Source organism: Acidovorax sp. SUPP3334 (genome assembly GCF_030159055.1).
Classification (GTDB): domain Bacteria; phylum Pseudomonadota; class Gammaproteobacteria; order Burkholderiales; family Burkholderiaceae_C; genus Paracidovorax.
In genome coordinates this window covers 37413-57711 of the sequence record NZ_BQXQ01000026.1, presented here as the reverse complement: position 1 = coordinate 57711, position 20299 = coordinate 37413, and the positions used below count along the sequence as shown (strand labels likewise).

The window sequence follows — 20299 nt, the reverse complement described above, 5'->3', positions numbered from 1 at the left end:
CCTATGCGAGGCGCAGATATTTTTTAAATCAATTTCACCCGGTTACATCTGCGTGCCAATAAACCGACCAAACCAGCGCCGCGCCGAAATCGACTGGCTATTTTTCGACAAATGCTTTAGTGAATCCCAACTGCCTTCGTTATTGGATCGGCCTTCGATTCAAGGCCGCCGAGGTAAATGCTCCCAATAAGACGCTTTCAAGCAGCCCTGCCTTGCCCCCGCGGTGGAACGTGTACAGGCCCCGAGCGTGCCTCGATGGCCGCCTGCACCTCACGGCGCAGCCCCATCGCAAAGCCCAGCTCGGCCGCCACGAACAGCGGCCCGACGATCAGGCCCGCCAGATCATCGACGAACGCGGGCTTGCGGCCTTCGTAGTAGTGGCCCACGAACTGGATCACCCAGCCCACGATGAAGAGCCCGAGCCCCGCGCCCAGCCACAGCGCGGTCGATTGCGCCGCCAGCCACTGGCCCACGGCCAGCATGGCGGCGAGCACCAGCGCCATGGCGATTCCGTAGCGCCCGTCGAGCCGGAAATAAAAAACGCACGCGGCCAGGGCCGCCACCAGCGCGAGCGATACCGGCAGGCCGCCCAGCAGCCATGCGGGGCGCGAGAGCAGCACCGTCACGGCCAGCATGATCATCGGCACGCCGACGAAATGGGTCTGGATGTTGCGCGGGTCGCGGTGGTAGTCGGCATAGCCGGACAGGTGGTCGATCAGGTTTCTCATAGGGTGTCTCCGGGGTCTGTGCGTCAACGCTGCGCGGAATAATCGCCCCAGCGCCGCACGGGCGTCTGTCGGCCAGCCGACACAACGGCCACCCCCATGGCCCGCCAGGCATGGCACCGGCGAAATCCCGTGCTTCCCGGCCCCCCGACTCCGCCCTTTTGCCGCCTTGCCGCCTTTGCATTCCCCACCTTCTGCATGACCTCGCCTGCCGATCACCTGCCCACGCTGCGCTCCGGCCGCTGGTTCGCCGCGCTGCCGCCCGGCCTGGCGCAGGTGCTGATGGACATGGCGGAAACCCGGTCGCTGGCTGCGGGAGAGGCCCTGTTTCTGCGCGGCAATGCGCCCTGCGGGCTGTATGCGGTGGTGCGCGGCGCCATCGACATCTCGGGCGTGGGTGGCCAGAGCGAGAAGGCGCGTGCCTCGCTGCTCACGCGGCTGGAGGCGCCGGCCTAGTTCGGCGAGATCGCGCTGTTCGACGGCTCGGTGCGCACGCACGACGCGCATGCCGCCACCCCGGCGACGCTGCTGCACGTGCCGCAGGACCCATTGCTGGCCCACCTGGCACGGAACCCGCAGCATTGGCACGCCCTGGCCCTGCTGCTGACCGACAAGCTGCGCACCGCGCTGGTCGCCCTGGAAGAGATGGCCCTGCTGCCCGCGCCGCAGCGTGTGGCGCGCCGGCTGGCGCTGATGGCCGAGGGCTACGGCCAGTGGACGGACGCCAGCCGCTCGCGGCGCGTGATCGCACTGTCGCAGGAAGAGCTGTCGCTGATGCTGGCCCTCTCGCGCCAGACCATCAACCAGATCCTGAAGGACCTGCAGGCGCGCGGCCTGCTGCACGTGCACCGGGGCGAGATCGAGGTGTGCGACCTGCCCGCGCTGCGTGCGGCGGGAGGCTGAGCGGTTGAACGACTGAGCGGCGCCACCCCGCACGAGTGCTTTTGGCGACACGCCGCAGGTGCCCGGACGCCTTTCAGCCCGCCGTGGGCGATGCCTGCTGGCGCACAATCCGCCCATGCAGCTCCACTACATCGCCAATGCGCCCGTGGCCTCGTCTTCCGGCCGCACCATCGCCGTGACCGATCCGTCCGACGGCCAGCCCTACGAAGAGATCCAGCGCGGCACCGAAGAGGACATCGACGCGGCGGTCCACGCGGCCCGGCAGTGCTACGAGGCCGTATGGCGCAAGCTGGCGCCGGCCGAGCGGGGGCGGCTGCTGATGCGGCTGTCGATGCTGGTGTCCGAGCACGCCGAGGAACTGGCCGCCATCGAGCAACGCGACTGCGGCAAGCCCACCAAACAGGCGCGGGCCGATGCGCTGGCGCTGGCGCGCTACTTCGAGTTCTATGCCGGCGCCTGCGACAAGCTGCACGGCGAGACCCTGCCCTATCTGGACGGCTACAGCGTGCTCACCTGGCGCGAGCCGCACGGCGTGACGGGGCACATCGTTCCGTGGAACTACCCGATGCAGATCTTCGGGCGCTGCGTGGGCGGCGCACTGGCGGCCGGCAACGTGTGCGTGGTCAAGCCAGCCGAAGACGCCTGCCTGTCGCTGCTGCGCGTGGCGCAACTGGCCGCGCAGGCGGGCTTTCCGGCCGGTGCCATCAACATCGTCACCGGCTACGGGCACGAAGCGGGCGATGCGCTGGCCCGGCACCCGGGCATCGACCACATCAGCTTCACCGGCAGTCCGCGCATCGGCACGCTGATCCAGCAGACCGCGGCCGAACGGCACTGCCCCGTGACGCTGGAGCTGGGCGGCAAGAGCCCGCAGGTGATCTTCGCCGACGCCGACCTGGATGCGGCGGTGCCGGTGGTCATCAACGCCATCGTGCAGAACGCGGGGCAGACCTGCTCGGCCGGCTCGCGCGTGCTGATCGACTCGCTCATCTACGAGCCGCTGCTGGAGCGCCTGGGCCGCGCCTTCGAGGCGCTGCGCGTGGGCCCTGCGGCGATGGACCTGGACGTGGGGCCGCTCATCCGCCAGAGCCAGCAGCAGCGCGTGTGGGACTTTCTCTCCGATGCCCAGGTGGCCGGCATTCCGCTGGTGGCGCAAGGCACCGTGGTGGACGAAGCGCCCGAAACGGGCTTCTACCAGGCGCCCACGCTGCTGCGCGACGTGCCGGTGGACCACCGCCTGGCGCAGGAAGAGGTTTTCGGCCCAGTGCTCTCGGCCATGGCTTTCGAGGACGAGGACCATGCGGTCGAGCTGGCCAACGCCACGCGCTTCGGCCTGGTGGCGGGGGTGTGGACGCGCGACGGCGCCCGGCAGTTCCGCATGGCGCGGCGCATCGCCAGCGGCCAGGTCTTCATCAACAACTACGGCGCGGGTGGCGGCGTGGAGCTGCCCTTCGGCGGTGTGAAGTCGAGCGGCCACGGGCGCGAAAAAGGCTTCGAAGCGCTGTACGGCTTCACCACGCTCAAGACGGTGGCGATTCGACATGGCTAGTCGATTGCTACTAATTTAATAGCAATACCCCCTAGTGGATATTGCGCTGGAGGCTTTTTTGATGCAAAGGCTGCGGGATCAGCCCAGCGCCGTGTCCAGGACCATCATGATCACGAAGCCGATCATCAGGCCACCCGTGGCCCAGGCTTCGTGGCCCTTGCGGTGAGACTCGGGAATGATCTCGTGGCTGATGACGAACAGCATCGCGCCAGCCGCGAACCCCAGCCCCCAGGGCAGCAGATTCGCAGAAATACCGATCACCGTGGCGCCCAGCACGGCGCCCAGCGGCTCCACCAGGCCCGACGCCATGCCCAGCCCCACGGCCAGCCAGCGCTTGTAGCCCGCGGCCAGCAGGGCCACGGCCACCACCAGGCCCTCGGGCACGTCCTGGATGGCGATGCCGGCCGTGAGCGTGCCGGCACGCAGCGCATCGGCCCCGCCATAGGCCACGCCGATGGCCAGGCCTTCGGGCAGGTTGTGCAAGGCGATCGCGAAGACGAACAGCCAGGTGCGCCGCAGCGTGCGCGGCGACGGGCTGCCCTCCACGCCCTTGATGAAATGCTCGTGCGGCAGCAGCCGCTCCATCACCAGCAGCGCGAGGCCACCCAGCAGGATGGACGTGCCGATGATGCCGCCCGCGCCCCAGGCCCCCACGCCTGCCGACCGGGCCGCCGCAATGCCGGGAATGATCAGCGAGAACGAGCAGGCCGCCAGCATCACCCCGGCCCCGAAGCCGAACAGCGTGTCTTGCACCTTCTCGGACAGGCGCTGCGAAAACACCACCGGCAGCGTGCCCAGCGCAGTCGCCAGCGCCGCCACCAGTCCGCCGTGCCATGCCTGCTCCACCCGCGGATTGCCGGCCAGAAACTGCATGAACTGCTGGCCCAGCACCAGCACCCCCGCCACCGCGATGGCCACGCCCAGCCACTTGCGCATCCGCCAGCCGGTTCGGCCGGAAAGTGTGTCGTCAGCGTTCACGTGCATGGCCCCGGTGGGAGGAAGGTGTCGTTTATGGAATCAGGGAAACGGTCTGGGCGAAGCGTCGCTGCGGCAGCGCCTGGGCGTCAACCGCGCGCTTTCGCGAAGCGGCGCGCCACTTCGTCCCAGCGCACGACGTTATAGAACGCAGCGATGTACTCGGGACGGCGGTTTTGGTACTTGAGGTAGTAGGCGTGTTCCCACACATCCAGGCCCAGGATGGGTGTGTTGCCCGACAGCAGGCCGGCCATCAGCGGGCTGTCCTGGTTGCCGCTGCTCTCCACCACGAGCTTGCCCGCGGGCGTGACGGACAGCCAGGCCCAGCCGCTGCCGAAGCGGGTGAGCGCGGCCTTGGTGAAGGCCTCCTTGAAAGCATCGAAACCGCCCAGGTCTGCATCGATGGCCTGGGCCAGTTCGCCGGAAGGCTGGCCGCCACCGCCCTGCCCGGCCGGCGCCATCACGGTCCAGAACAGGCTGTGGTTGGCGTGCCCGCCGCCGTTGTTGCGCACGGGCGCCTGCAGCTTCTCGGGCAGGGTCTGCACCTGGGCCACCAGCGCATCGATGGATAGGTCGGCCTGGGGCGTGCCTCCCAGCGCGGCGTTCAGGTTGTTGACGTAAGCCTGATGGTGCTTGGTGTGGTGGATTTCCATCGTCTGCGCGTCGATGTGGGGTTCGAGCGCGTCGTAGGCATAGGGCAAGGCGGGAAGCGTATGGGGCATGGTTTTCACTTTCGACAAGGGATGGAACGGATGACCGGCGACCTGCACGCTGCCTGCGCGACCTAAAGCCAGATAGGTAAGCCAGGCAGGGAAAGGCCATTTCTCAAATGATAATAATTTTCATTCACCATATCTGCCGCACGGTTTTGGCCAGCCTGCGGCGCTCGCTGGCCCATCGACGTCCGCCAAAACCGACTCTTCGCTTTTTCACGGTTTTTCCACCCCGTGGAAACCCTGAATAAAACCGGCAGGCTTCCCCCGCAGAATGCTTGGTTCCCAAACCTGAACGGCGCCAGCGCCTCGGTTGGGACGGGAGCGTTCATCGTCCCAGGAAGATTCATAAAACAAAAGGAGGGTTGCGATGAAAAGCACGTCTGTTCCAGCCACGCCGTCGGCCACCAGCGCCAGCAACGGCACCCCCATCACCTTGCCCCCCACCCTGCCGGCCAGCCCCTGTTGCTGCGACACCGATCCCGTGGCCGGGCTCAAGCAGCTGTTCGTCGATTACTTCCAGGGCAAAGGCATGGCTGCCGGGCGCGACCCGGCCACGCGGCCGGTGTTCCTTCGCCTGCATGGCGCGACGCACGGCAAGTTCATCGTCGATCCCGGCTTGCCGCCCGAGTTGAGGGTGGGCGTGTTCGGGCAGGCGCCGGAGTACCCGGTGTGGGTGCGCTTTTCCGCCGACGTGCAGCCAGGCAAACCGGACTTGAAGGGCACGACGGGCATCGCCATCAAGCTCTTCGGGGTCCAGGGCCGCAAGCTGCTGGAGCCCGACCAGGATGCCACCACGCACGACTTCATCCTGCAGAACCACGACGTGTTCTTCACCGACACGGCCCGGGACATGTGCGAGTTCACCTGCGAATCGCTGCACGGCCGGGGCGATGCGTACCTGAAGGCGCACCCCGTCACCGCGCAGATCCTGAACGACATGGAAAAGACGGTGGATTCCGTGCTCGCCACCGACTACTGGAGCGTGCTGCCGTCTTGCTTCGGCCAGGGCCGCTTCGTCAAATACAAGGTCGAGCCGCTGCAGGCGCCGCCGGCTGATGGGCCACCGGACTTCGACGACCCCTTCTACCTGCGCGCCGACCTGCACGCCCGCCTGCGCAAGGGCCCGGCGCGCTTTCGCTTCCTGGTGCAGTTCCAGACCAACGACCACGACATGCCGCTCGACGCCGCCACCGTGCGCTGGAGCGAGCAGGCCAGCGTGCCCATCGAAGTCGGCATTCTCGAGCTGCCCCAGCAGGATCTGGATGCGCGGGGCCAGTCCCCGTACGGCGAAAACCTCGCCTACAACCCCTGGCATGCCCTGCCCGAGCACATGCCCATGGGCAGCATCGCCGAGGCACGCAAGGCCGTGTACCGGGCCTCGTCCGAAAACCGGCGCAACGTGAACGGCGTGCCGCTGGGCGAGCCCGTGGTGCCGCGGCCCGCGCAATACGCCCCCGGCGTGGACTACCCCGCCGCGAAGGACACGCGCATCGTGCGCGCCGCCATCCACCCGGCCATCGGCATCGCGCGGGTGGGCAACAGCGCCAAAGAGTTCTACCTGGGCCCGCAGGTGGTGAGCCCGCCGCCGCAGCCCCAGGGGTTTTACCGCGACGCGGCCGGAGCGCTCAAGCGCGAGGCGGCGCAGTTCCGCATCTACGGCTACAACGCCGCGGGCGACGTGGTGCGCGAGCTGACTTCGGACTGGGCCGACATCGAATGGTCGGTGCACGTCGCCAACAGCAAGGCGGCCTGGTACCAGTGGCAGATCGCGCTCGACATTCCGGAAGCGGCAACGACCCAGTTGCCGCTGCGCAATGCCAAGGCGACGGTGCGCAGCGCGCTGGTGATCGACGCCGGCATGCAGCGCATCGCAGGCCGCGATGCGGCGCCGGTGCCATGCACCGGGCAATTCACCGGCGTGCCGGTCCAGATCGGCGAGCTGCAGACCGACGCCAGCGGCCGGCTGGTTTTTCTGCCGGGTCCCGGCGTCTCGGCTTCGCCCACGAAAAGCCCGATCTTCAACCCCGCCGATGGCGATTCGTTCATCAATGCCGACGGCTGGTACGACGACACCTGCGACGGCCCGGTCTCGGCCACGGTGCGCATCGAGGGCCAGTCCATTGCGGTCGAATCCGCCTGGGTGGTGACCGCACCGCCCAACTACGCCCCGCAGGTCAAGACCCAGCGCACGATGTACGACCTGCTGCAGAACCTGTACGTGCAGGCCGGCTGGCTGCCCACGCCGGCCAGCATTTCGTTCGCCGACGACGTGTACCCGATCCTGCAGCGCCTGTCGGGCCTGCAATGGGTGAACCAGGGCTTCGCCACGCTGTTCGGCCACCAGGGGCAGTACGACTTCGAGAACCCCGCGCTGATCGAGCGGCTGTCCGCCCTGCCGCCCGCGGGCGCCTACGACCCCAACGCCGAGCTGCGCCGGCAGGTGTTCAACAGCTTTCGTCCGCCCGAGCCCACGGACGGCAACCAGTTGCCCTGGCCCTGGCTGTACGGCGACGCCATGACCGTGCCGGCCGGCCAGAGCCCCCGCCAGAACGCCAGCATCAGCCAGACCCAGAGCGACGTGCTGGCGCGCTGGGTGCAGGGCGACTTCGTCTCCGATTGGGACGCGGCCCGCCCCTTGCCGGCCAGCATCGACGATGTGCCGCTGGCACAGCAGCCCGCCACGCTCGATCGGGCCGCGTTGGAGTTCTGCCTGGCCGACGCCTTCCACCCCGGCTGCGAAATGACGTGGCCCATGCGCCACCTGACGCTCTACAGCAGCCCCTTTCGCATCCGCCAGCGCCCAGAGGGCGTTGCCGCGCCCAGCTACGGCCCCACGCTCGACCAGGCCACCGCCCTGTCGGCCCAAGGCCCGCTCTATGCCCAGGGGCCGGGCGACATCAACCGCTGGATGGGGCTGCCCTGGCAGGCCGACACGGCCTATTGCCGCGCGGGCTACGACACCGCCTACGACCCGTTCGCCCCGACCTTCTGGCCAGCCCGTGTGCCCAACCACGTGCTGACGGCCGAGGACTATGCCATCGTGGTGGACCCGCAGCAGCCCATGGCCCGGCGCATCGAGGCCTTCTCCAACCGCACCAGCTGGAACAAGCCGCTGCACGGCACCACGGCCGGGCAGATGGAGGAAATGGTCCGCATCTTCGGATCGATGGGCCTGCTGGAAGTGCGACCGGGGGTGGCGGACGACCCGGCATTCGCGGCGCAGATGATGGTCGCGTCGTACGGCCCCGACGTCGCTCCGGCCGATGCCGCCAGCCTGAGCGAAGCCGCCCTGGCCGCACCCCGCGCGCCCATGGCCGGTTTCAAGGCGCTGGGCGATGCGGCGATGCAGCCCAACCCCAAGGCGCTCAAGGCGCGCCCCCTGCCCCACGGTGCCAACTTCGGTTCGCACGCGGAAGCCCAGGCCGCCCCGCTGCCGGTGCGCCGGCGCCCTGCGGGCGGCTGAGCGCGTGCGGGTGGAAACGTTCAAACCGGCGCCGCAGGCCGAACAGGCGTTCGACGTGGCCATCGCCGGCGGCGGCCCGGCCGGCGCCGCCTGCGCCATTCCCCTGGCCCGCGCCGGCCTGCGCGTGCTGCTGGCAGACGGCGGCGGCGAGCGGGCCTTTCGCATCGGCGAAGGGCTGCCGCCGCTGGTGCGCAGCCTGCTGGACGACCTGGGCGTGCTGGACCGCGTTATGGCGGACGGCCACCGCCCCAGCTACGGCACCCTGGCCTATTGGGGCGGACTGGCCGGGCATGCCAACGACACGCTGCGGCAACTGCACGGCGAAGGATTGCAGCTGGACCGCGTGCGCTTCGACGGCACGCTGCGCGCGGCAGCGGCCGAAGCCGGCTGCGAGGTCGCCCTGGCCACCCATGTGCAGATCGGCGATGCCGATGAAGCCGCCTCCAAGGCGGGGGCAAGGACAGAGACGGGAGCGGAACCAGCCCTCGGAACCGGCCCGGTTGCCGGGCCTGGGCCCGATGCGCTCCCGCCGCCCGGTGCGCCGCACCGCCTGCAGTTGCGCCGCCCCGGCGAGCCGCTGTCCCCCGTGACCGCGCGCTGGCTGATCGACGCCACCGGCCGCGTGGCCGCGCAGGCCTGCCGGCTGGGTGCCAGCCGCCGCCACTACGACCGGCTGCTGGCTTTCTACCAGCGCCTGCGCAGCGACACGCGCACCGATCTGGACGGGCGCACCTGGGTCGAGGCCGTGGAGGACGGCTGGTGGTACAGCGTGCTGCTGCCCAGCGGCGAGCGCGTGGTGGCCTTTCTGGGCGACGCCGACCTGATGGACCGCCGCGCCCTGCTGGAGGACTGCGGCCTGTGGCAGCACCTGCAGCGCACCACGCACCTGGGCGCCCTCTGCGCCGAACACGGCTACCGCCCGCATGGCGCCACCCAGGGCGCCGATGCCTGCAGCGCCGAACTCGACCGTGCAGCGGGCGCGAACTGGCTCGCGGTGGGCGATGCGGCCCTCGCCTTCGATCCGCTCTCGTCCAAAGGCATCGGCAACGCGCTCTATACGGGGCTGCGCGCCGCTCAGGCCTTGCTGGCCTGCGAGTCCGGCGACCTGCAGGCGACCGAACGCTATGCGGACCACCTGCGCGACATCCACCGCGTCTACCGCAAGCAGCTGCAGGGCTTCTACGCCATGGAGACCCGCTGGCCGGACTCCGCCTTCTGGGCACGGCGCCAGGCCGGCCCTGCTGTCGCGCAAGAGGCAGCGCCGGGGCCCCAGGCAGGCAAGCCCGTCGCTACACTGCCCTGGCCGCCCGCGCAGCGCACGGCAGCCCGCCGCGAGGCAGGTTCGGATAAAAACCCGCATATGCCTTGGTAGGTATTGCGCAGGCAGCTATCGAAAACATAGCGCCAACGGAGGCTTCATGCGCATGCACGGCAAATCCATCATCGTCACCGGCGCTGGCAACGGCATCGGCGAAGGCATCGCCAAACGGCTCGCGGCCGAGGGCGGCCGGGTCATCGTCAACGACATCCAGGCCATGGGCGGCCAGCGCGTGGTGGCCGAGATCCGCGCCGCTGGCGGCACGGCGGACTTCTTCGCGGCCGACGTCACCCGGTCGGACGAGGTCAAGGCCCTGGTGGCCGAAGCCGTGCGCCTGCACGGGCGGCTCGACGTGGTCGTCAACAACGCCGGCTGGACGCACCGCAACCGCCCCATGCTGGAGGTGAGCGAGCAAGAGTTCGACAAGGTCTATGCCATCAACGTCAAAAGCATTTACCTCTCGGCCATTCACGCCGTGCCCGCGATGCGCGCCAACCCAGGCGCGGCGGGCGGCAGCTTCATCAACATCGCCTCCACGGCAGGCCTGCGGCCGCGGCCCGGCCTCACCTGGTACAACGGGTCGAAGGGCGCGGTCATCATCACCAGCAAGTCGATGGCCGCCGAACTGGGGCCCGACAACATCCGCGTGAACTGCATCAACCCCGTGTTCAACCCCGACACGGGCCTGGCCGCCGAATTCGCCGGCGGCCCCGTGGACGACGCGCGCCGCGCGAAGTTTCTGGCCTCCATTCCGCTGGGGCGCTTTTCCACGGCGCTCGACGTCGCCAACGCCGCGCTCTACCTGGCCAGCGACGAGGCCGCCTTCGTGAGCGGCGTCTGCATCGAAGTGGACGGCGCCCGCTGCGTCTGACCGCCGCCCGCCACGCTGCCCGGGACGGCAATGACCCCTATTGGGACCATGCGGCAAAATCCGCCCATGGCTGAACGTGTCATCCCCCTGGTGGACCAGCGCATCGCGGCGCTGCGCCCCGCCGTGCCGCAGGGCGCGGTGGCGGCCCCGACAGGGCGGCTCATCGACACGCTGGGGCGCCCGCTGCGGGACCTGCGCATCAGCGTCACCGACCGCTGCAACTTCCGCTGCGCGTACTGCATGCCCAAGGAGGTGTTCGACAAGGACTACCCCTACCTGCCGCACAGCGCACTGCTCAGCTTCGAGGAGATCACCCGGCTGGCCCATGTCTTCGTCGCGCACGGCGTGCGCAAGATCCGCCTGACGGGCGGCGAGCCCCTGCTGCGCAAGCACATCGAAAACCTGGTCGACATGCTGTCCGAACTGCGCCTGGCCGACGGCACCGCGCCGGACCTGACGCTCACCACCAACGGTTCGCTGCTGGCCCGCAAGGCCCGGGCGCTCAAGAGCGCGGGGCTCAACCGCCTCACCGTCAGCCTGGACAGCCTGCAGGACTCGGTGTTTCGGCACATGAACGATGTGGACTTTCCCGTGGCCGAAGTGCTGGCCGGCATCGATGCAGCGCTGGCGGCGGGGTTTTCGCGCATCAAGGTCAACATGGTGGTCAAGCGCGGCACCAACGACCACGAAATCGTCCCCATGGCGCGGCATTTTCGCGGCACGGGCGTGACGCTGCGCTTCATCGAATACATGGACGTGGGCGCCACCAACGGCTGGCGCATGGACGAGGTGCTGCCCTGCGCCGACGTGATCGAGCGTTTGCAGGCCCACCTTCCCCTGGTCCCGTTGCCGGAACTTGCCCCGGGTGAAACCGCCCGCCGCTGGGGCTACGCCGACGCCAGCGGCCAGCACGACGCGTCGCTGGGCGAGGTGGGAGTGATCGGCAGCGTCACGCAGGCGTTTTGCGGCGACTGCAACCGCGCCCGCCTGTCGATGGAAGGCCGCCTGTACCTGTGCCTTTTCGCCACCCAGGGCTGGGACCTGCGCAGCCTGCTGCGCGGCGGGGGCACCGAGGCCGACATCGCCGCCGCCGTGGCGGCCATCTGGAACGGCCGCGGCGACCGCTACTCGGAACTGCGCAGCAGCCTGCCGCCCGATGCCGGCCAAGGCGCCCGGCGGGTGGAAATGAGCTACATCGGCGGGTGACGGATGGGGGTTCGCACCGCAGACGGCGCCGCGGGCATCACCGGGCTGGTCTTGGCAGGCGGCCAGGGCACGCGCATGGGCGGGCAGGACAAGGGCCTGCAGGCGTTTCAGGGCGTGCCGCTGGCACTGCATGCGCTGCGGCGACTGCGGCCGCAGGTCGGTGGCGTGCTCATCAGCGCCAACCGGCACCTCGACCAATACGCCGCCTTCGGCGCGCCGGTCCTGCCCGACGCGCTGCCCGGCCATGCCGGCCCGCTGGCCGGCTTTCTGGCCGGCCTGTCGCGCTGCGACACGCCCTGGCTGCTGACCGTGCCGTGCGACACGCCGCTGTTTCCGCACGATGTGGCCGAGCGCCTTCTGGCCGCAGCGCTGGCCGGCCAGGCAGACCTGGCCATCGCTGCCGCACCCGCCACCGATGCACCGCACGCCAGCGCACCGAGCCATCCACCCCGAAGCGCCACACCGGGCGAACCAGCCCTGCGCACCCAGCCCGTGTTCTGCCTGATGCGCGCTGCGTTGAGGGCATCGCTGGAGCAGTTCCTGGACGGCGGCAGCCGCAAGATCGGCGCCTGGACAGCCCAGCACCGGTGCGCAGTGGCCCCGTTCGACCGGCCGGGCGACGACCCGCTCGGCTTTTGCAATGCCAACACCCTGGCCGAACTGCACGCGCTCGAACGCGTGCTCACGCCACCCCCGCGATGAATCATCCGACGCCCCCGCCCCCTGCCTCCCGCCTGCGCATCGAAGTGCTGGGCACAGCGCACCTGCATGCCTACAAAGCGCTGCGCGACGAATCGCTGCGCTGCGCCCCCGAGGCTTTCACCTCCGACTACGCCACGGCGCTGCAGCGCCCGGCCGAGTCGTATGGAGCGCGGTTCGGCGACCCCGCCACCGGGCAATTCTTTCTCGGCGCCTTCGATGCGGGCGGCCAACTGCTGGGCAGCATCGGCTGCGAGCGGGAGGAGCGCCTTCAGCAGCGCCACTGCGCCACCGTGGTCGGGATGATGGTGGCGCCGAACGCGCAGCGCGGCGGCATCGGTCGCCAGCTGGTGCAAACCTGCGTGGAGCATGCCGAGCGCGTCGCGGGCCTGGAGCAACTGGTGCTCACCGTCACCGCAGCCAATGCGCATGTCGTGCGCCTGTACGAGCGTGCCGGCTTTCATGCCTGGGGCCGGCTGCAGCGCGCAGTGGTCATCGATGGCATCGGCCACGACAAGCTGCACATGGTGCGGTGGCTGCCCGCTTCTCCCCTCTTTCGCGCCGCATGACAACGCCAACCCTCTCTGAGATCGCTGCCGGCGTGCACGGCTACCAGCCCAGGGCATTGCCCGCAGAGGCCGTCACCGCCTTTCTGGAGCAACTGGTGGAGCCGGTGACCGGTACCGAATCGGTCGGCCTGTTCGCTGCACTGGACCGGGTGCTCGCCACCGACCTGGTATCGCCCGTCAGCGTGCCCCCGCATGACAACTCCGCCATGGACGGCTACGCGTTCGACGGCGCGCAACTCTCTCGACTCCCCCCTGGCGAATCACAGCTCGCCCTGCGCGTGGTCGGCACCGCGCTGGCAGGCCAGACGGCGCCGGTCCGCGCAGGCCCCGGCGAATGCGTGCGCATCATGACCGGCGCGGTGATGCCGCCCGGGCTCGACACGGTGGTGCCGCAGGAACTCGCCCGCGTGGACGGCGGCACCGTGCGCATCGGCGCCGGCCTGTTGCGCGCGGGCGACCACCGTCGCCGGGCGGGCGAAGACCTGATGCAGGGCCGCGTGGCGCTGGCCCGCGGCGAGCGGCTCACGCCCGCCGCGCTGGGCCTGGTCGCCAGCCTGGGGCTGCCCAGCGTGACCGTGTTTCGCCGACTGCGCGTGGCGTGCTTTTCCACCGGCGACGAGTTGCTGAGCCCGGGCGACGCCCCGCGTGCGGGCGCCGTGTACGACAGCAACCGCTACGCGCTGCTGGGCCTGCTCGCGCGCCTGGGCGCGGAGCCGATCGACCTGGGCGTGGTGCCCGACACCCCGGCCCAACTGGAAGCCGCCCTGCGCCGTGCCGCCCGGCAGGCCGACGCCGTCATCACCAGCGGCGGCGTGAGCGAGGGCGATGCCGACCATTTGCGCTCGACCGTGCAGCGGCTGGGCGACGTGGCGTTCTGGCACGTCGCGATGCGGCCCGGCCGGCCGATGGCGGTCGGACGCCTTCGCGGCGATGATTCGGACGGAGCGGAAAGTCCCATGGTCGAATCGGCCTCCAGCGCAATATCTTCTATGGGATACAGCTATCAAAACAATAGCAAACGGTTTTCAGCCGATCGCCTGTGGTTCGGGCTACCCGGCAATCCCGTCGCGGCGATGGTGGCCTTCCTCGCCTTCGTGCGTCCGGCCCTGCTGAGGGCGATGGGCTGCACCCGCCCTGCTCCGCCGATGCTGCGCGCCACCGCCACCGAGGCCCTGAACAAGAAGCCCGGCCGCACCGAATACCAGCGCGGCATCGTCTCGACGGCGCCGGACGGCGCCTTGCAGGTGCGCACCACGGGCCACCAGGGCTCCGGCGTGCTCAGCTCGATGGTGCAGGCCAATGGACTCATCGTGCTGCCGCACAGCCGCGGCCCGGTGGCCGCAGGAGATGCCGTGGACGTCATGATGTTCGACGGTGCGCTGTGAATCGCCGTGGATGCCTGCCGGCCGGGTCCCACAGCCGTGCGGCGCCTGCGCCGAAAGCAGCGGCCCGGCGGCGAGGCCTATGCTGAAAAATCAATCCCACCAAAACCTCGCCGTTCCTGCCGTTCCTGCCGGGCCGGACAGCCAGCCAGTTAGTTAGTCAGCCAGTCAGCCAAAACAATGAAACCAATCGCCATGACCTATACCGCCCGCCACCTCGAACAGCCGCCCACCCGGGAAGACGTGGACCAGATGCAGGGCGCTACCGTCGTGGAGTTCGGAACGCCCTGGTGCGGCCACTGCCAGGGCGCGCAGCCACTCATCCAGGCCGCGCTGCAGGGGCGTGACGACGTGGCCCACGTCAAGGTCGAAGACGGGTCCGGTCAGCGCCTGGGCCGCAGCTTCGGCGTGAAGCTATGGCCCACGCTCGTTTTTCTGCGCGACGGCAAGGAAGTGGAGCGCGTCGTGCGCCCGCAGGGGCCGGAGCCGCTGCAGACCGCCCTGCAGGCGATCTCGCCCGCGTGATCCGACGCCCAAGCCGCCAGGCCTCAACCCTCCAGCCCTCTCCAAACCCCGGGCCTGATCGTCAGCCGCGGCCGAGTGCCTTGTCCACGCCCTTGTTGGCCAAGGCGTCGGCGCGCTCGTTGCCGGGGTCGCCCGCATGGCCCTTCACCCAGCGCCAGTCGATCTTGTGGCCGCCTTGCGCCACCAGATCGTCCAGCCGCTTCCAGAGTTCGACGTTCTTGACGGGCTGGCCCGCCGCAGTGCGCCAGCCTTTTTTCTTCCAGCCCTGTATCCATTCGGTGATGCCCTTGCGCACGTACTGGCTGTCGAGAAACAGCGTCACATCGCACGGCCGCTTGAGCGCGCCCAGCGCTTCGATCACCGCGAGCAATTCCATGCGGTTGTTCGTCGTGCCGAGTTCTCCCCCGAACAGTTCCTTTTCCAGCGCGCCGGACCGCAGCACCACGCCCCACCCGCCCGGGCCGGGGTTGCCTTTGCAAGCCCCGTCGGTATAGATCACAACCTGATTCAAAAAAGTTACTCCCGTCCATCCACACGAAAAGCCGGCCCGCCACCGCGGACCCTGCCGCGATTGGCCACCGTTACGGGCGCCGCGGCGCCCTGGGGCGTGCGGCGCCAGGGCGCTCCGAGCAAGCGCACGCCATGCACGCGCTTGACGGCCACCACCACATAGGCGGCCCCGAGTATCGGCCACCAGCGCGCACCCAGCCCATCCATCCAGTCGAAACGCTCCAGCCAGGGCGCGCTGCGCACCGCTGGCCGGTAGCAGCCGAAGCTGACCGACTCGACCTCGAAATTGAGCAGCCGCAGCCAGTCGCGCAAACGCCAGTGGCCGATGAACTCGCCCACGTCCGGCAAATAAAGCTGCCCGCCCGCGCCCAGGCGCTGGTACAGCCGCGCCCGCCGCTGGCGCAGGCCCCACAGGCTGACCGGGTTGAGCCCGCTGATCACCACGCGCCCCTCGGGCACCAGCACGCGCTGCACCTCCCGCAGTGCGGCGTGGGGGTCGATGCTGAGCTCCAGCGCGTGCGGCAGCAGCACCAGATCGAGGCTGTTTTCCGAAAAAGGCAGGGCCACCGGGTCGGTCAGCAAGGCCGGCGCGAGCAGATCGCCGCCGCCCAGGGCCCCGGCGGCGTGCCAGCCGGCGGCTTCGTCGGTCCAGAGCAGGGTTTCTTCGGCGCCGAGGGACAGCCACCGGTGCGGCATGCGGTTGGTGCGCAGGCCCTGCAAACCGGGCATTCCGAGCTGCAAGGCGTGGTAGCCGAACACGTCGGCCACCAGCTCGTCGTAGCGTTCCTGCTCCCACGCCAGAACGTACCGGCCCGGGGCTGAGTCGAACCAGTGGTGCAAACCTATAATTTCATCGCTCATGAACTTGCTGCCACTGCCCGCCTTTACCGACAACTACATCTGGATGCTGCACGACGCGCACGCTGCGGTCGTGGTCGATCCGGGGGAAGCGGGCCCGGTCTTGCAGGCATTGCAAACCCTGGACCTGCCATTGCAGGCGATTCTAGTCACGCACCACCACGCCGATCACACCGGCGGGGTACCCGCCCTGCGGGAGGCCACCGGCGCCCGTGTTTTCGGCCCCGCGCACGAGACCGTGCCCGAGCCGATCACGCGCCTGGGCCAGGGCGACACAGCCGAGGCGCTGGGCCTGCGGTTCGAGGTGTTCGACGTGCCCGGCCATACGGCGGGCCACATCGCCTACTACTGCCCAGACGTGGGCGGCACCCCGGCGGTGTTCTGTGGCGACACCCTTTTCTCCGGCGGCTGCGGCCGGTTGTTCGAAGGCACGCCCGCGCAGATGCAGGCGTCGCTCGACACCCTGGCCGCGCTGCCGGGCGATACCCGCGTGTGCTGCGCGCACGAGTACACGCTGTCCAACCTGAAGTTCGCCCGCGCCGTGGAGCCCGGCAACGAGGCCCTGCGCCAGTACACCCGTGAGTGCGAAGCGCTGCGCGGGCGCGGCCAGCCGACGCTGCCCTCGCGGCTGGCGACCGAACGCGACATCAACCCTTTCCTGCGCACACGGCAAGCGACGGTGGCCCAGGCCGCCCGAGGCTTCGATGCGCGGGTCGATCCCCAAGATGCAGTGGCCGTTCTGGCCGCGCTGCGCCAATGGAAAAACGAGTTTCAATGAAAATTTTGCACATCCTGGGCCTTGCCAGCGTGGTCTGGCTCACCGGCTGCGCCACCCAAGGCACCCCGTCCGGCACCGCAGCGGACAAGGACACCCCTGGCACCTCCAGCACCGACACTTCATCGGCACCGCACACCCCCAGGATTCCCACCGGTCCCTTGCAACCCATCTCGGCCGCGCAGGCCAGCAACGGCGAGGTCGCATCGCTCTATGCCCCGTCCGACCTGTGGGACCGCATCCGCCGCGGCTTCGCCATGCCCGACCTGGACCAGGACCTCGTGCGGGACCGCGAGCAGTGGTATGCCTCGCGCCCCGACTACATGCAGCGCATGACGGAGCGCTCCAGCAAATACCTGTTTCACATCGTCGAAGAACTCGAACTGCGTGGCATGCCCACCGAGCTGGCCCTGCTGCCCTACATCGAAAGCGCGTTCAACCCGCAGGCCATCTCCAGCGCGAAGGCGGCCGGCATGTGGCAGTTCATGCCGGCCACGGGCAACGACTACCAGCTCAAGCAGAACGCCTTCCGCGACGACCGGCGCGACGTGCTGGCCTCCACGCGCGCCGCGCTGGACTATCTGCAGCGCCTGTACGGCATGTTCGGCGACTGGCACCTGGCGCTGGCCGCCTACAACTGGGGCGAAGGCAGCGTGGGCCGTGCCATCGCCCGCAATCAGAAGCTGGGCCTGGGCACGAGCTACACCGAACTCAACATGCCGGCCGAAACCCGCATGTACGTGCCCAAGCTGCAGGCGGTGAAGAACATCGTCGCGAACCCGCAGGCGTTCAAGACCGAGCTGCCGCTGATCGAGAACCACCCCTACTTCCAGACGGTGGACATCACCCGCGACATCGATGTCTCGCTGGTCGCCAGCCTGGCCGGCGTGCGCGAAGAGGATTTCCGCGCGCTCAACCCTTCCCTGCACCGCCCCGTCATCCTGGCTGCCGGCATGCCGCAGATCCTGCTGCCGTGGGACAACGCCAAGGTGTTCCTGAAAAACCTGGAAGCCCACAGCGAGGGCCAATACGCCAGCTGGACCGTGTGGAGCGTGCCCAGCACCATGACGGTGGCTGCGGCCGCCCAGCGCGTCGGCATGAGCGAGACCGACCTGCGCAGCGTGAACCACATTCCGCCGCGCATGATGATCAAGGCCGGATCGGCCCTCATGGTGCCCCGCGCCACCACCACGCGCCAGGACGTGTCGAGCCAGGTGGCCGACAACGGGCAGGTGGCGTTCACGCCCGAAATCGTGACGCGGCGCACCACCGTGCGCGCCGGCAAGCGCGATTCGGTGGCCAGCATCGCGAACCGCTACAAGGTGACTGCGGCCAACGTGGCCGACTGGAACGACGTGAAGACCGTCGCTGTCTTCAAGGCCGGCCAGCAGGTAGTCATGTACCTGCCGGTGAAGCTGGCCGCCAGGTCGTCGGCGCGGCCTGCCATCAAGCAGACCTCGACCCGAAACGCGAAAGCGCCTTCGGCCCCGGTCCGCAAGGGCGGAACACCTTCGCGCAAGAAGCGCTGATCGTTCGAACGCCCGGCTGAATCGATACCCGTTGCCTGGACGCTGCAGGGAGCGCGGCGCCTGGGCGGCTGAGCGGCTGGGCTGCGTCGTTTCAGAACGCTCGGCGCCGGCCGCGCACGGAAGGCATCAGAGGCGCAGGTTGTGCATGCCCACCAGTCCCAGCACGCCGATCACGATGAGGTACAGCGCCACGATGTAGTTCAGCAGGCGCGGCATGACCAGGATCAGGATGCCTGCGAGCAAGGCGACGAGGGGGCCGATACTGAGGTTGAGCGACATGGAGTTTTTTCCTTGTTGGAACGGTGGAATGACGAAGAGTGACAGGGTGACAAAGGGGTCGATCCCGCGCTGCGACAGATGCCTGCCGACGACGCGCCCCCGACTCTAGCGCCACCGTCTTGCCGTGGCGTGTCGGACAGTTCAGCCAAAGTGGCCCATCGCGAAGGAATGCTCAAGCAAGCGGTGCGCAGCCATGCGCAGGCCCGCCCTCATGCATTGAATTTGTGCTTGGCCCGGCGCGCGAACTCATTCGTGAAGGTGCGCCCCAGGTCGATCTTGAGCGGGGCCATTTCGGGCCGCAGCCGGGCCACGGCACGCGCCGCGGTGGCCGGGCCGTCATCGGGCATGAGGCCATCCGGCGAGAACGTATCGCGTACCTTGTGAAAGGCGGCCAGGTAGGCTCCACGATCGCCCAGCAGGTAGTGGGGCGGCACCACGCGCATCAGGTCGGCCGGGCTGGCCGTCTGCAGCCATTTGAGCGCATGCACCATGGCATTGGCCAGCGCCTGCACGCGCGCCGGCTGCTTTTGCACGAACGACTGCGGCGCATACAGGCTCGCCGCAGGCATCGTGCCGCCAAACAATTCCTGCGAGGCCTTCAGCGAACGCGTGTCGTACAGCACACGCACCTCGGAGCGCTGCTCCAGGGCGCTGACGATCGGGTCGGCATGGCACAGCGCGTGCACCCGCCCCTGGCGCAGGGCCGTCACCGCGCCCATGCCGGAGCCCACGTCCACGAACGACACCTCGTCCAGCGGCGCACCGTCGCGCGACAGCATCAGCTGCGCCACCACATGCGTCGAAGACCCCATCGCCGAGACCCCCACGCACAAGCCCTTGAAACGGTTCACGCTCTTGACGGGCCATGCCCGGGCAGACGCCGCCAGAGCCAGTTGCGGAGCGCGCCCTTGCAGCACGATGGTGCTGTAGCTGCGGCCCAGCAGTTGCTGGCGCAACGCGTGGTCATAGGCGCCCGAGCACACCTCGGCCTCCCCCGCCTGCAATGCCTGCAGGGCCAGGGCCCCGCCGGGATAGTCCTGCACCACCACATCCAGCCCCTCGGCCCGAAAGAAGCCCAGCTCCTGCGCGATGGTCAGCGGCAGGTGGTACAGCAGGCCCGAACCGCCCACCGCGACCCGCAGCGGCCCCGTGCCTGCGGTGAATGGAGACGGCGCCGCTACGGCGCGTGCGCCGGCCCAGCCTGCCATGGACAAGGCGGACAGCGTGCCGAGACGGCGGCGGCTGATGCGGGGAAAAGACATGGAGCGGAAAATTCAAAAATGCTGCAGTGCAGCAATCGTGCCATCAGCACGCCCCAGCGCTGTGAGGGCAATCCCTGAGAGCGCCTGTGGGCAATCCCGGCACCGCCTGAAGTGCTCGGTTGGCCGGTGGACCGGCGCCGTTCAATGAAGCGAGCGGCTGTGCTGGGAAAGCGGGTGGCCCGAGC

At 69.1% G+C, this 20299-nt stretch carries 18 protein-coding genes and 1 pseudogene; 12 read left to right on the top strand and 7 right to left on the bottom strand.

Going from position 1 to position 20299, the window contains the following annotated elements:
• Positions 1 to 197: 197 nt before the first annotated feature.
• Positions 198 to 728 carry an Mpo1 family 2-hydroxy fatty acid dioxygenase gene (locus AVHM3334_RS15420; RefSeq protein WP_284413678.1) on the bottom strand — a complete coding sequence of 177 codons (531 nt, stop codon included), beginning with the start codon at positions 726 to 728 and terminating at the stop codon, positions 198 to 200.
• A gap of 195 nt (positions 729 to 923) precedes the next feature.
• Between AVHM3334_RS15420 and AVHM3334_RS15415 the strand changes: the two are divergent.
• Together AVHM3334_RS15415 and AVHM3334_RS15410 are read left to right on the top strand one after the other, a co-directional pair.
• A pseudogene (locus AVHM3334_RS15415) lies at positions 924 to 1628 on the top strand (Crp/Fnr family transcriptional regulator).
• Positions 1629 to 1743: 115 nt separating this feature from the next.
• On the top strand, positions 1744 to 3177 hold the full coding sequence (locus tag AVHM3334_RS15410; protein ID WP_284413677.1) for an aldehyde dehydrogenase family protein: 1434 nt from the start codon (positions 1744 to 1746) through the stop codon (positions 3175 to 3177).
• A gap of 78 nt (positions 3178 to 3255) precedes the next feature.
• Here the strand turns inward: AVHM3334_RS15410 and AVHM3334_RS15405 are convergent, their stop codons facing one another.
• A complete protein-coding gene (locus tag AVHM3334_RS15405) occupies positions 3256 to 4161 on the bottom strand; it encodes a ZIP family metal transporter (protein ID WP_284413676.1) in 906 nt (301 codons plus the stop codon).
• Between the two features lie 80 nt (positions 4162 to 4241).
• Positions 4242 to 4874: a superoxide dismutase gene (locus AVHM3334_RS15400; RefSeq protein WP_284413675.1), complete on the bottom strand. Its 633-nt coding sequence runs from the start codon at positions 4872 to 4874 to the stop codon at positions 4242 to 4244.
• 361 nt (positions 4875 to 5235) lie between these two features.
• Between AVHM3334_RS15400 and AVHM3334_RS15395 the strand changes: the two genes are divergently transcribed.
• The 8 genes from AVHM3334_RS15395 to AVHM3334_RS15360 all read left to right on the top strand — a co-directional run bounded on the left by AVHM3334_RS15395 (position 5236) and on the right by AVHM3334_RS15360 (position 14901).
• Positions 5236 to 8331 carry a LodA/GoxA family CTQ-dependent oxidase gene (locus AVHM3334_RS15395; protein WP_284413674.1) on the top strand — a complete coding sequence of 1032 codons (3096 nt, stop codon included), beginning with the start codon at positions 5236 to 5238 and terminating at the stop codon, positions 8329 to 8331.
• Between the two features lie 10 nt (positions 8332 to 8341).
• Positions 8342 to 9703 (top strand): tryptophan 7-halogenase, encoded by a 1362-nt coding sequence (locus AVHM3334_RS15390; protein ID WP_284413673.1) that lies wholly within the window; start codon positions 8342 to 8344, stop codon positions 9701 to 9703.
• A gap of 46 nt (positions 9704 to 9749) precedes the next feature.
• A complete protein-coding gene (locus AVHM3334_RS15385) occupies positions 9750 to 10520 on the top strand; it encodes an SDR family oxidoreductase (protein WP_284413671.1) in 771 nt (256 codons plus the stop codon).
• A 66-nt stretch (positions 10521 to 10586) separates the two neighbouring features.
• Positions 10587 to 11726 carry a GTP 3',8-cyclase MoaA gene (gene moaA, locus AVHM3334_RS15380; protein ID WP_284413669.1) on the top strand — a complete coding sequence of 380 codons (1140 nt, stop codon included), beginning with the start codon at positions 10587 to 10589 and terminating at the stop codon, positions 11724 to 11726.
• A 3-nt stretch (positions 11727 to 11729) separates the two neighbouring features.
• Positions 11730 to 12428, top strand: coding sequence for a molybdenum cofactor guanylyltransferase MobA (mobA, locus tag AVHM3334_RS15375; RefSeq protein ID WP_284413667.1), 699 nt, complete (start codon positions 11730 to 11732; stop codon positions 12426 to 12428).
• Positions 12425 to 12994 (top strand): GNAT family N-acetyltransferase, encoded by a 570-nt coding sequence (locus AVHM3334_RS15370; RefSeq protein WP_284413665.1) that lies wholly within the window; start codon positions 12425 to 12427, stop codon positions 12992 to 12994. Before mobA ends, AVHM3334_RS15370 begins: the two co-directional genes overlap by 4 nt.
• The gene (gene moeA, locus AVHM3334_RS15365) at positions 12991 to 14379 is read left to right on the top strand and encodes a molybdopterin molybdotransferase MoeA (RefSeq protein ID WP_284413663.1); all 1389 of its coding nucleotides are present in this window, start codon (positions 12991 to 12993) and stop codon (positions 14377 to 14379) included. Before AVHM3334_RS15370 ends, moeA begins: the two co-directional genes overlap by 4 nt.
• A gap of 192 nt (positions 14380 to 14571) precedes the next feature.
• Entirely contained in the window at positions 14572 to 14901 is a 330-nt protein-coding gene (locus AVHM3334_RS15360) for a thioredoxin family protein (protein WP_284413661.1), read from the top strand.
• Positions 14902 to 14962: 61 nt separating this feature from the next.
• Here AVHM3334_RS15360 and rnhA read toward each other — a convergent pair whose 3' ends face one another.
• The gene (gene rnhA, locus AVHM3334_RS15355; RefSeq protein WP_092739457.1) at positions 14963 to 15412 is read right to left on the bottom strand and encodes a ribonuclease HI; all 450 of its coding nucleotides are present in this window, start codon (positions 15410 to 15412) and stop codon (positions 14963 to 14965) included.
• Positions 15413 to 15417: 5 nt separating this feature from the next.
• Positions 15418 to 16272, bottom strand: coding sequence for a class I SAM-dependent methyltransferase (locus AVHM3334_RS15350; RefSeq protein ID WP_284413659.1), 855 nt, complete (start codon positions 16270 to 16272; stop codon positions 15418 to 15420).
• Here AVHM3334_RS15350 and gloB point away from each other — a divergent pair.
• Together gloB and AVHM3334_RS15340 are read left to right on the top strand one after the other, a co-directional pair.
• A complete protein-coding gene (gene gloB / locus AVHM3334_RS15345; RefSeq protein ID WP_284413657.1) occupies positions 16271 to 17047 on the top strand; it encodes a hydroxyacylglutathione hydrolase in 777 nt (258 codons plus the stop codon). The two genes, AVHM3334_RS15350 and gloB, sit on opposite strands and share 2 nt — an antisense overlap.
• Positions 17044 to 18573 carry a transglycosylase SLT domain-containing protein gene (locus AVHM3334_RS15340; RefSeq protein ID WP_284413656.1) on the top strand — a complete coding sequence of 510 codons (1530 nt, stop codon included), beginning with the start codon at positions 17044 to 17046 and terminating at the stop codon, positions 18571 to 18573. The genes gloB and AVHM3334_RS15340 overlap by 4 nt, the downstream gene beginning before the upstream one ends.
• A gap of 126 nt (positions 18574 to 18699) precedes the next feature.
• Here the strand turns inward: AVHM3334_RS15340 and AVHM3334_RS15335 are convergent, their stop codons facing one another.
• Positions 18700 to 18852 (bottom strand): DUF3096 domain-containing protein, encoded by a 153-nt coding sequence (locus tag AVHM3334_RS15335; RefSeq protein WP_092739486.1) that lies wholly within the window; start codon positions 18850 to 18852, stop codon positions 18700 to 18702.
• A gap of 209 nt (positions 18853 to 19061) precedes the next feature.
• The gene (locus tag AVHM3334_RS15330; RefSeq protein ID WP_284413654.1) at positions 19062 to 20114 is read right to left on the bottom strand and encodes an ABC transporter substrate-binding protein; all 1053 of its coding nucleotides are present in this window, start codon (positions 20112 to 20114) and stop codon (positions 19062 to 19064) included.
• Between the last annotated feature and the right edge of the window lie 185 nt (positions 20115 to 20299).

Coding starts and splice junctions, on each gene's coding strand:
- AVHM3334_RS15370 (WP_284413665.1), top strand. CDS start 12,425: ATGAATCATCCGACGCCCCCGCCCCCTGCCTCCCGCCTGCGCATCGAA.
- AVHM3334_RS15350 (WP_284413659.1), bottom strand. CDS start 16,272: ATGAGCGATGAAATTATAGGTTTGCACCACTGGTTCGACTCAGCCCCG.
- gloB (WP_284413657.1), top strand. CDS start 16,271: ATGAACTTGCTGCCACTGCCCGCCTTTACCGACAACTACATCTGGATG.
- moeA (WP_284413663.1), top strand. CDS start 12,991: ATGACAACGCCAACCCTCTCTGAGATCGCTGCCGGCGTGCACGGCTAC.
- AVHM3334_RS15410 (WP_284413677.1), top strand. CDS start 1,744: ATGCAGCTCCACTACATCGCCAATGCGCCCGTGGCCTCGTCTTCCGGC.
- AVHM3334_RS15340 (WP_284413656.1), top strand. CDS start 17,044: ATGAAAATTTTGCACATCCTGGGCCTTGCCAGCGTGGTCTGGCTCACC.
- AVHM3334_RS15385 (WP_284413671.1), top strand. CDS start 9,750: ATGCGCATGCACGGCAAATCCATCATCGTCACCGGCGCTGGCAACGGC.
- AVHM3334_RS15420 (WP_284413678.1), bottom strand. CDS start 728: ATGAGAAACCTGATCGACCACCTGTCCGGCTATGCCGACTACCACCGC.
- AVHM3334_RS15330 (WP_284413654.1), bottom strand. CDS start 20,114: ATGTCTTTTCCCCGCATCAGCCGCCGCCGTCTCGGCACGCTGTCCGCC.
- AVHM3334_RS15395 (WP_284413674.1), top strand. CDS start 5,236: ATGAAAAGCACGTCTGTTCCAGCCACGCCGTCGGCCACCAGCGCCAGC.
- moaA (WP_284413669.1), top strand. CDS start 10,587: ATGGCTGAACGTGTCATCCCCCTGGTGGACCAGCGCATCGCGGCGCTG.
- AVHM3334_RS15360 (WP_284413661.1), top strand. CDS start 14,572: ATGACCTATACCGCCCGCCACCTCGAACAGCCGCCCACCCGGGAAGAC.
- AVHM3334_RS15335 (WP_092739486.1), bottom strand. CDS start 18,852: ATGTCGCTCAACCTCAGTATCGGCCCCCTCGTCGCCTTGCTCGCAGGC.
- AVHM3334_RS15400 (WP_284413675.1), bottom strand. CDS start 4,874: ATGCCCCATACGCTTCCCGCCTTGCCCTATGCCTACGACGCGCTCGAA.
- AVHM3334_RS15405 (WP_284413676.1), bottom strand. CDS start 4,161: ATGCACGTGAACGCTGACGACACACTTTCCGGCCGAACCGGCTGGCGG.
- mobA (WP_284413667.1), top strand. CDS start 11,730: ATGGGGGTTCGCACCGCAGACGGCGCCGCGGGCATCACCGGGCTGGTC.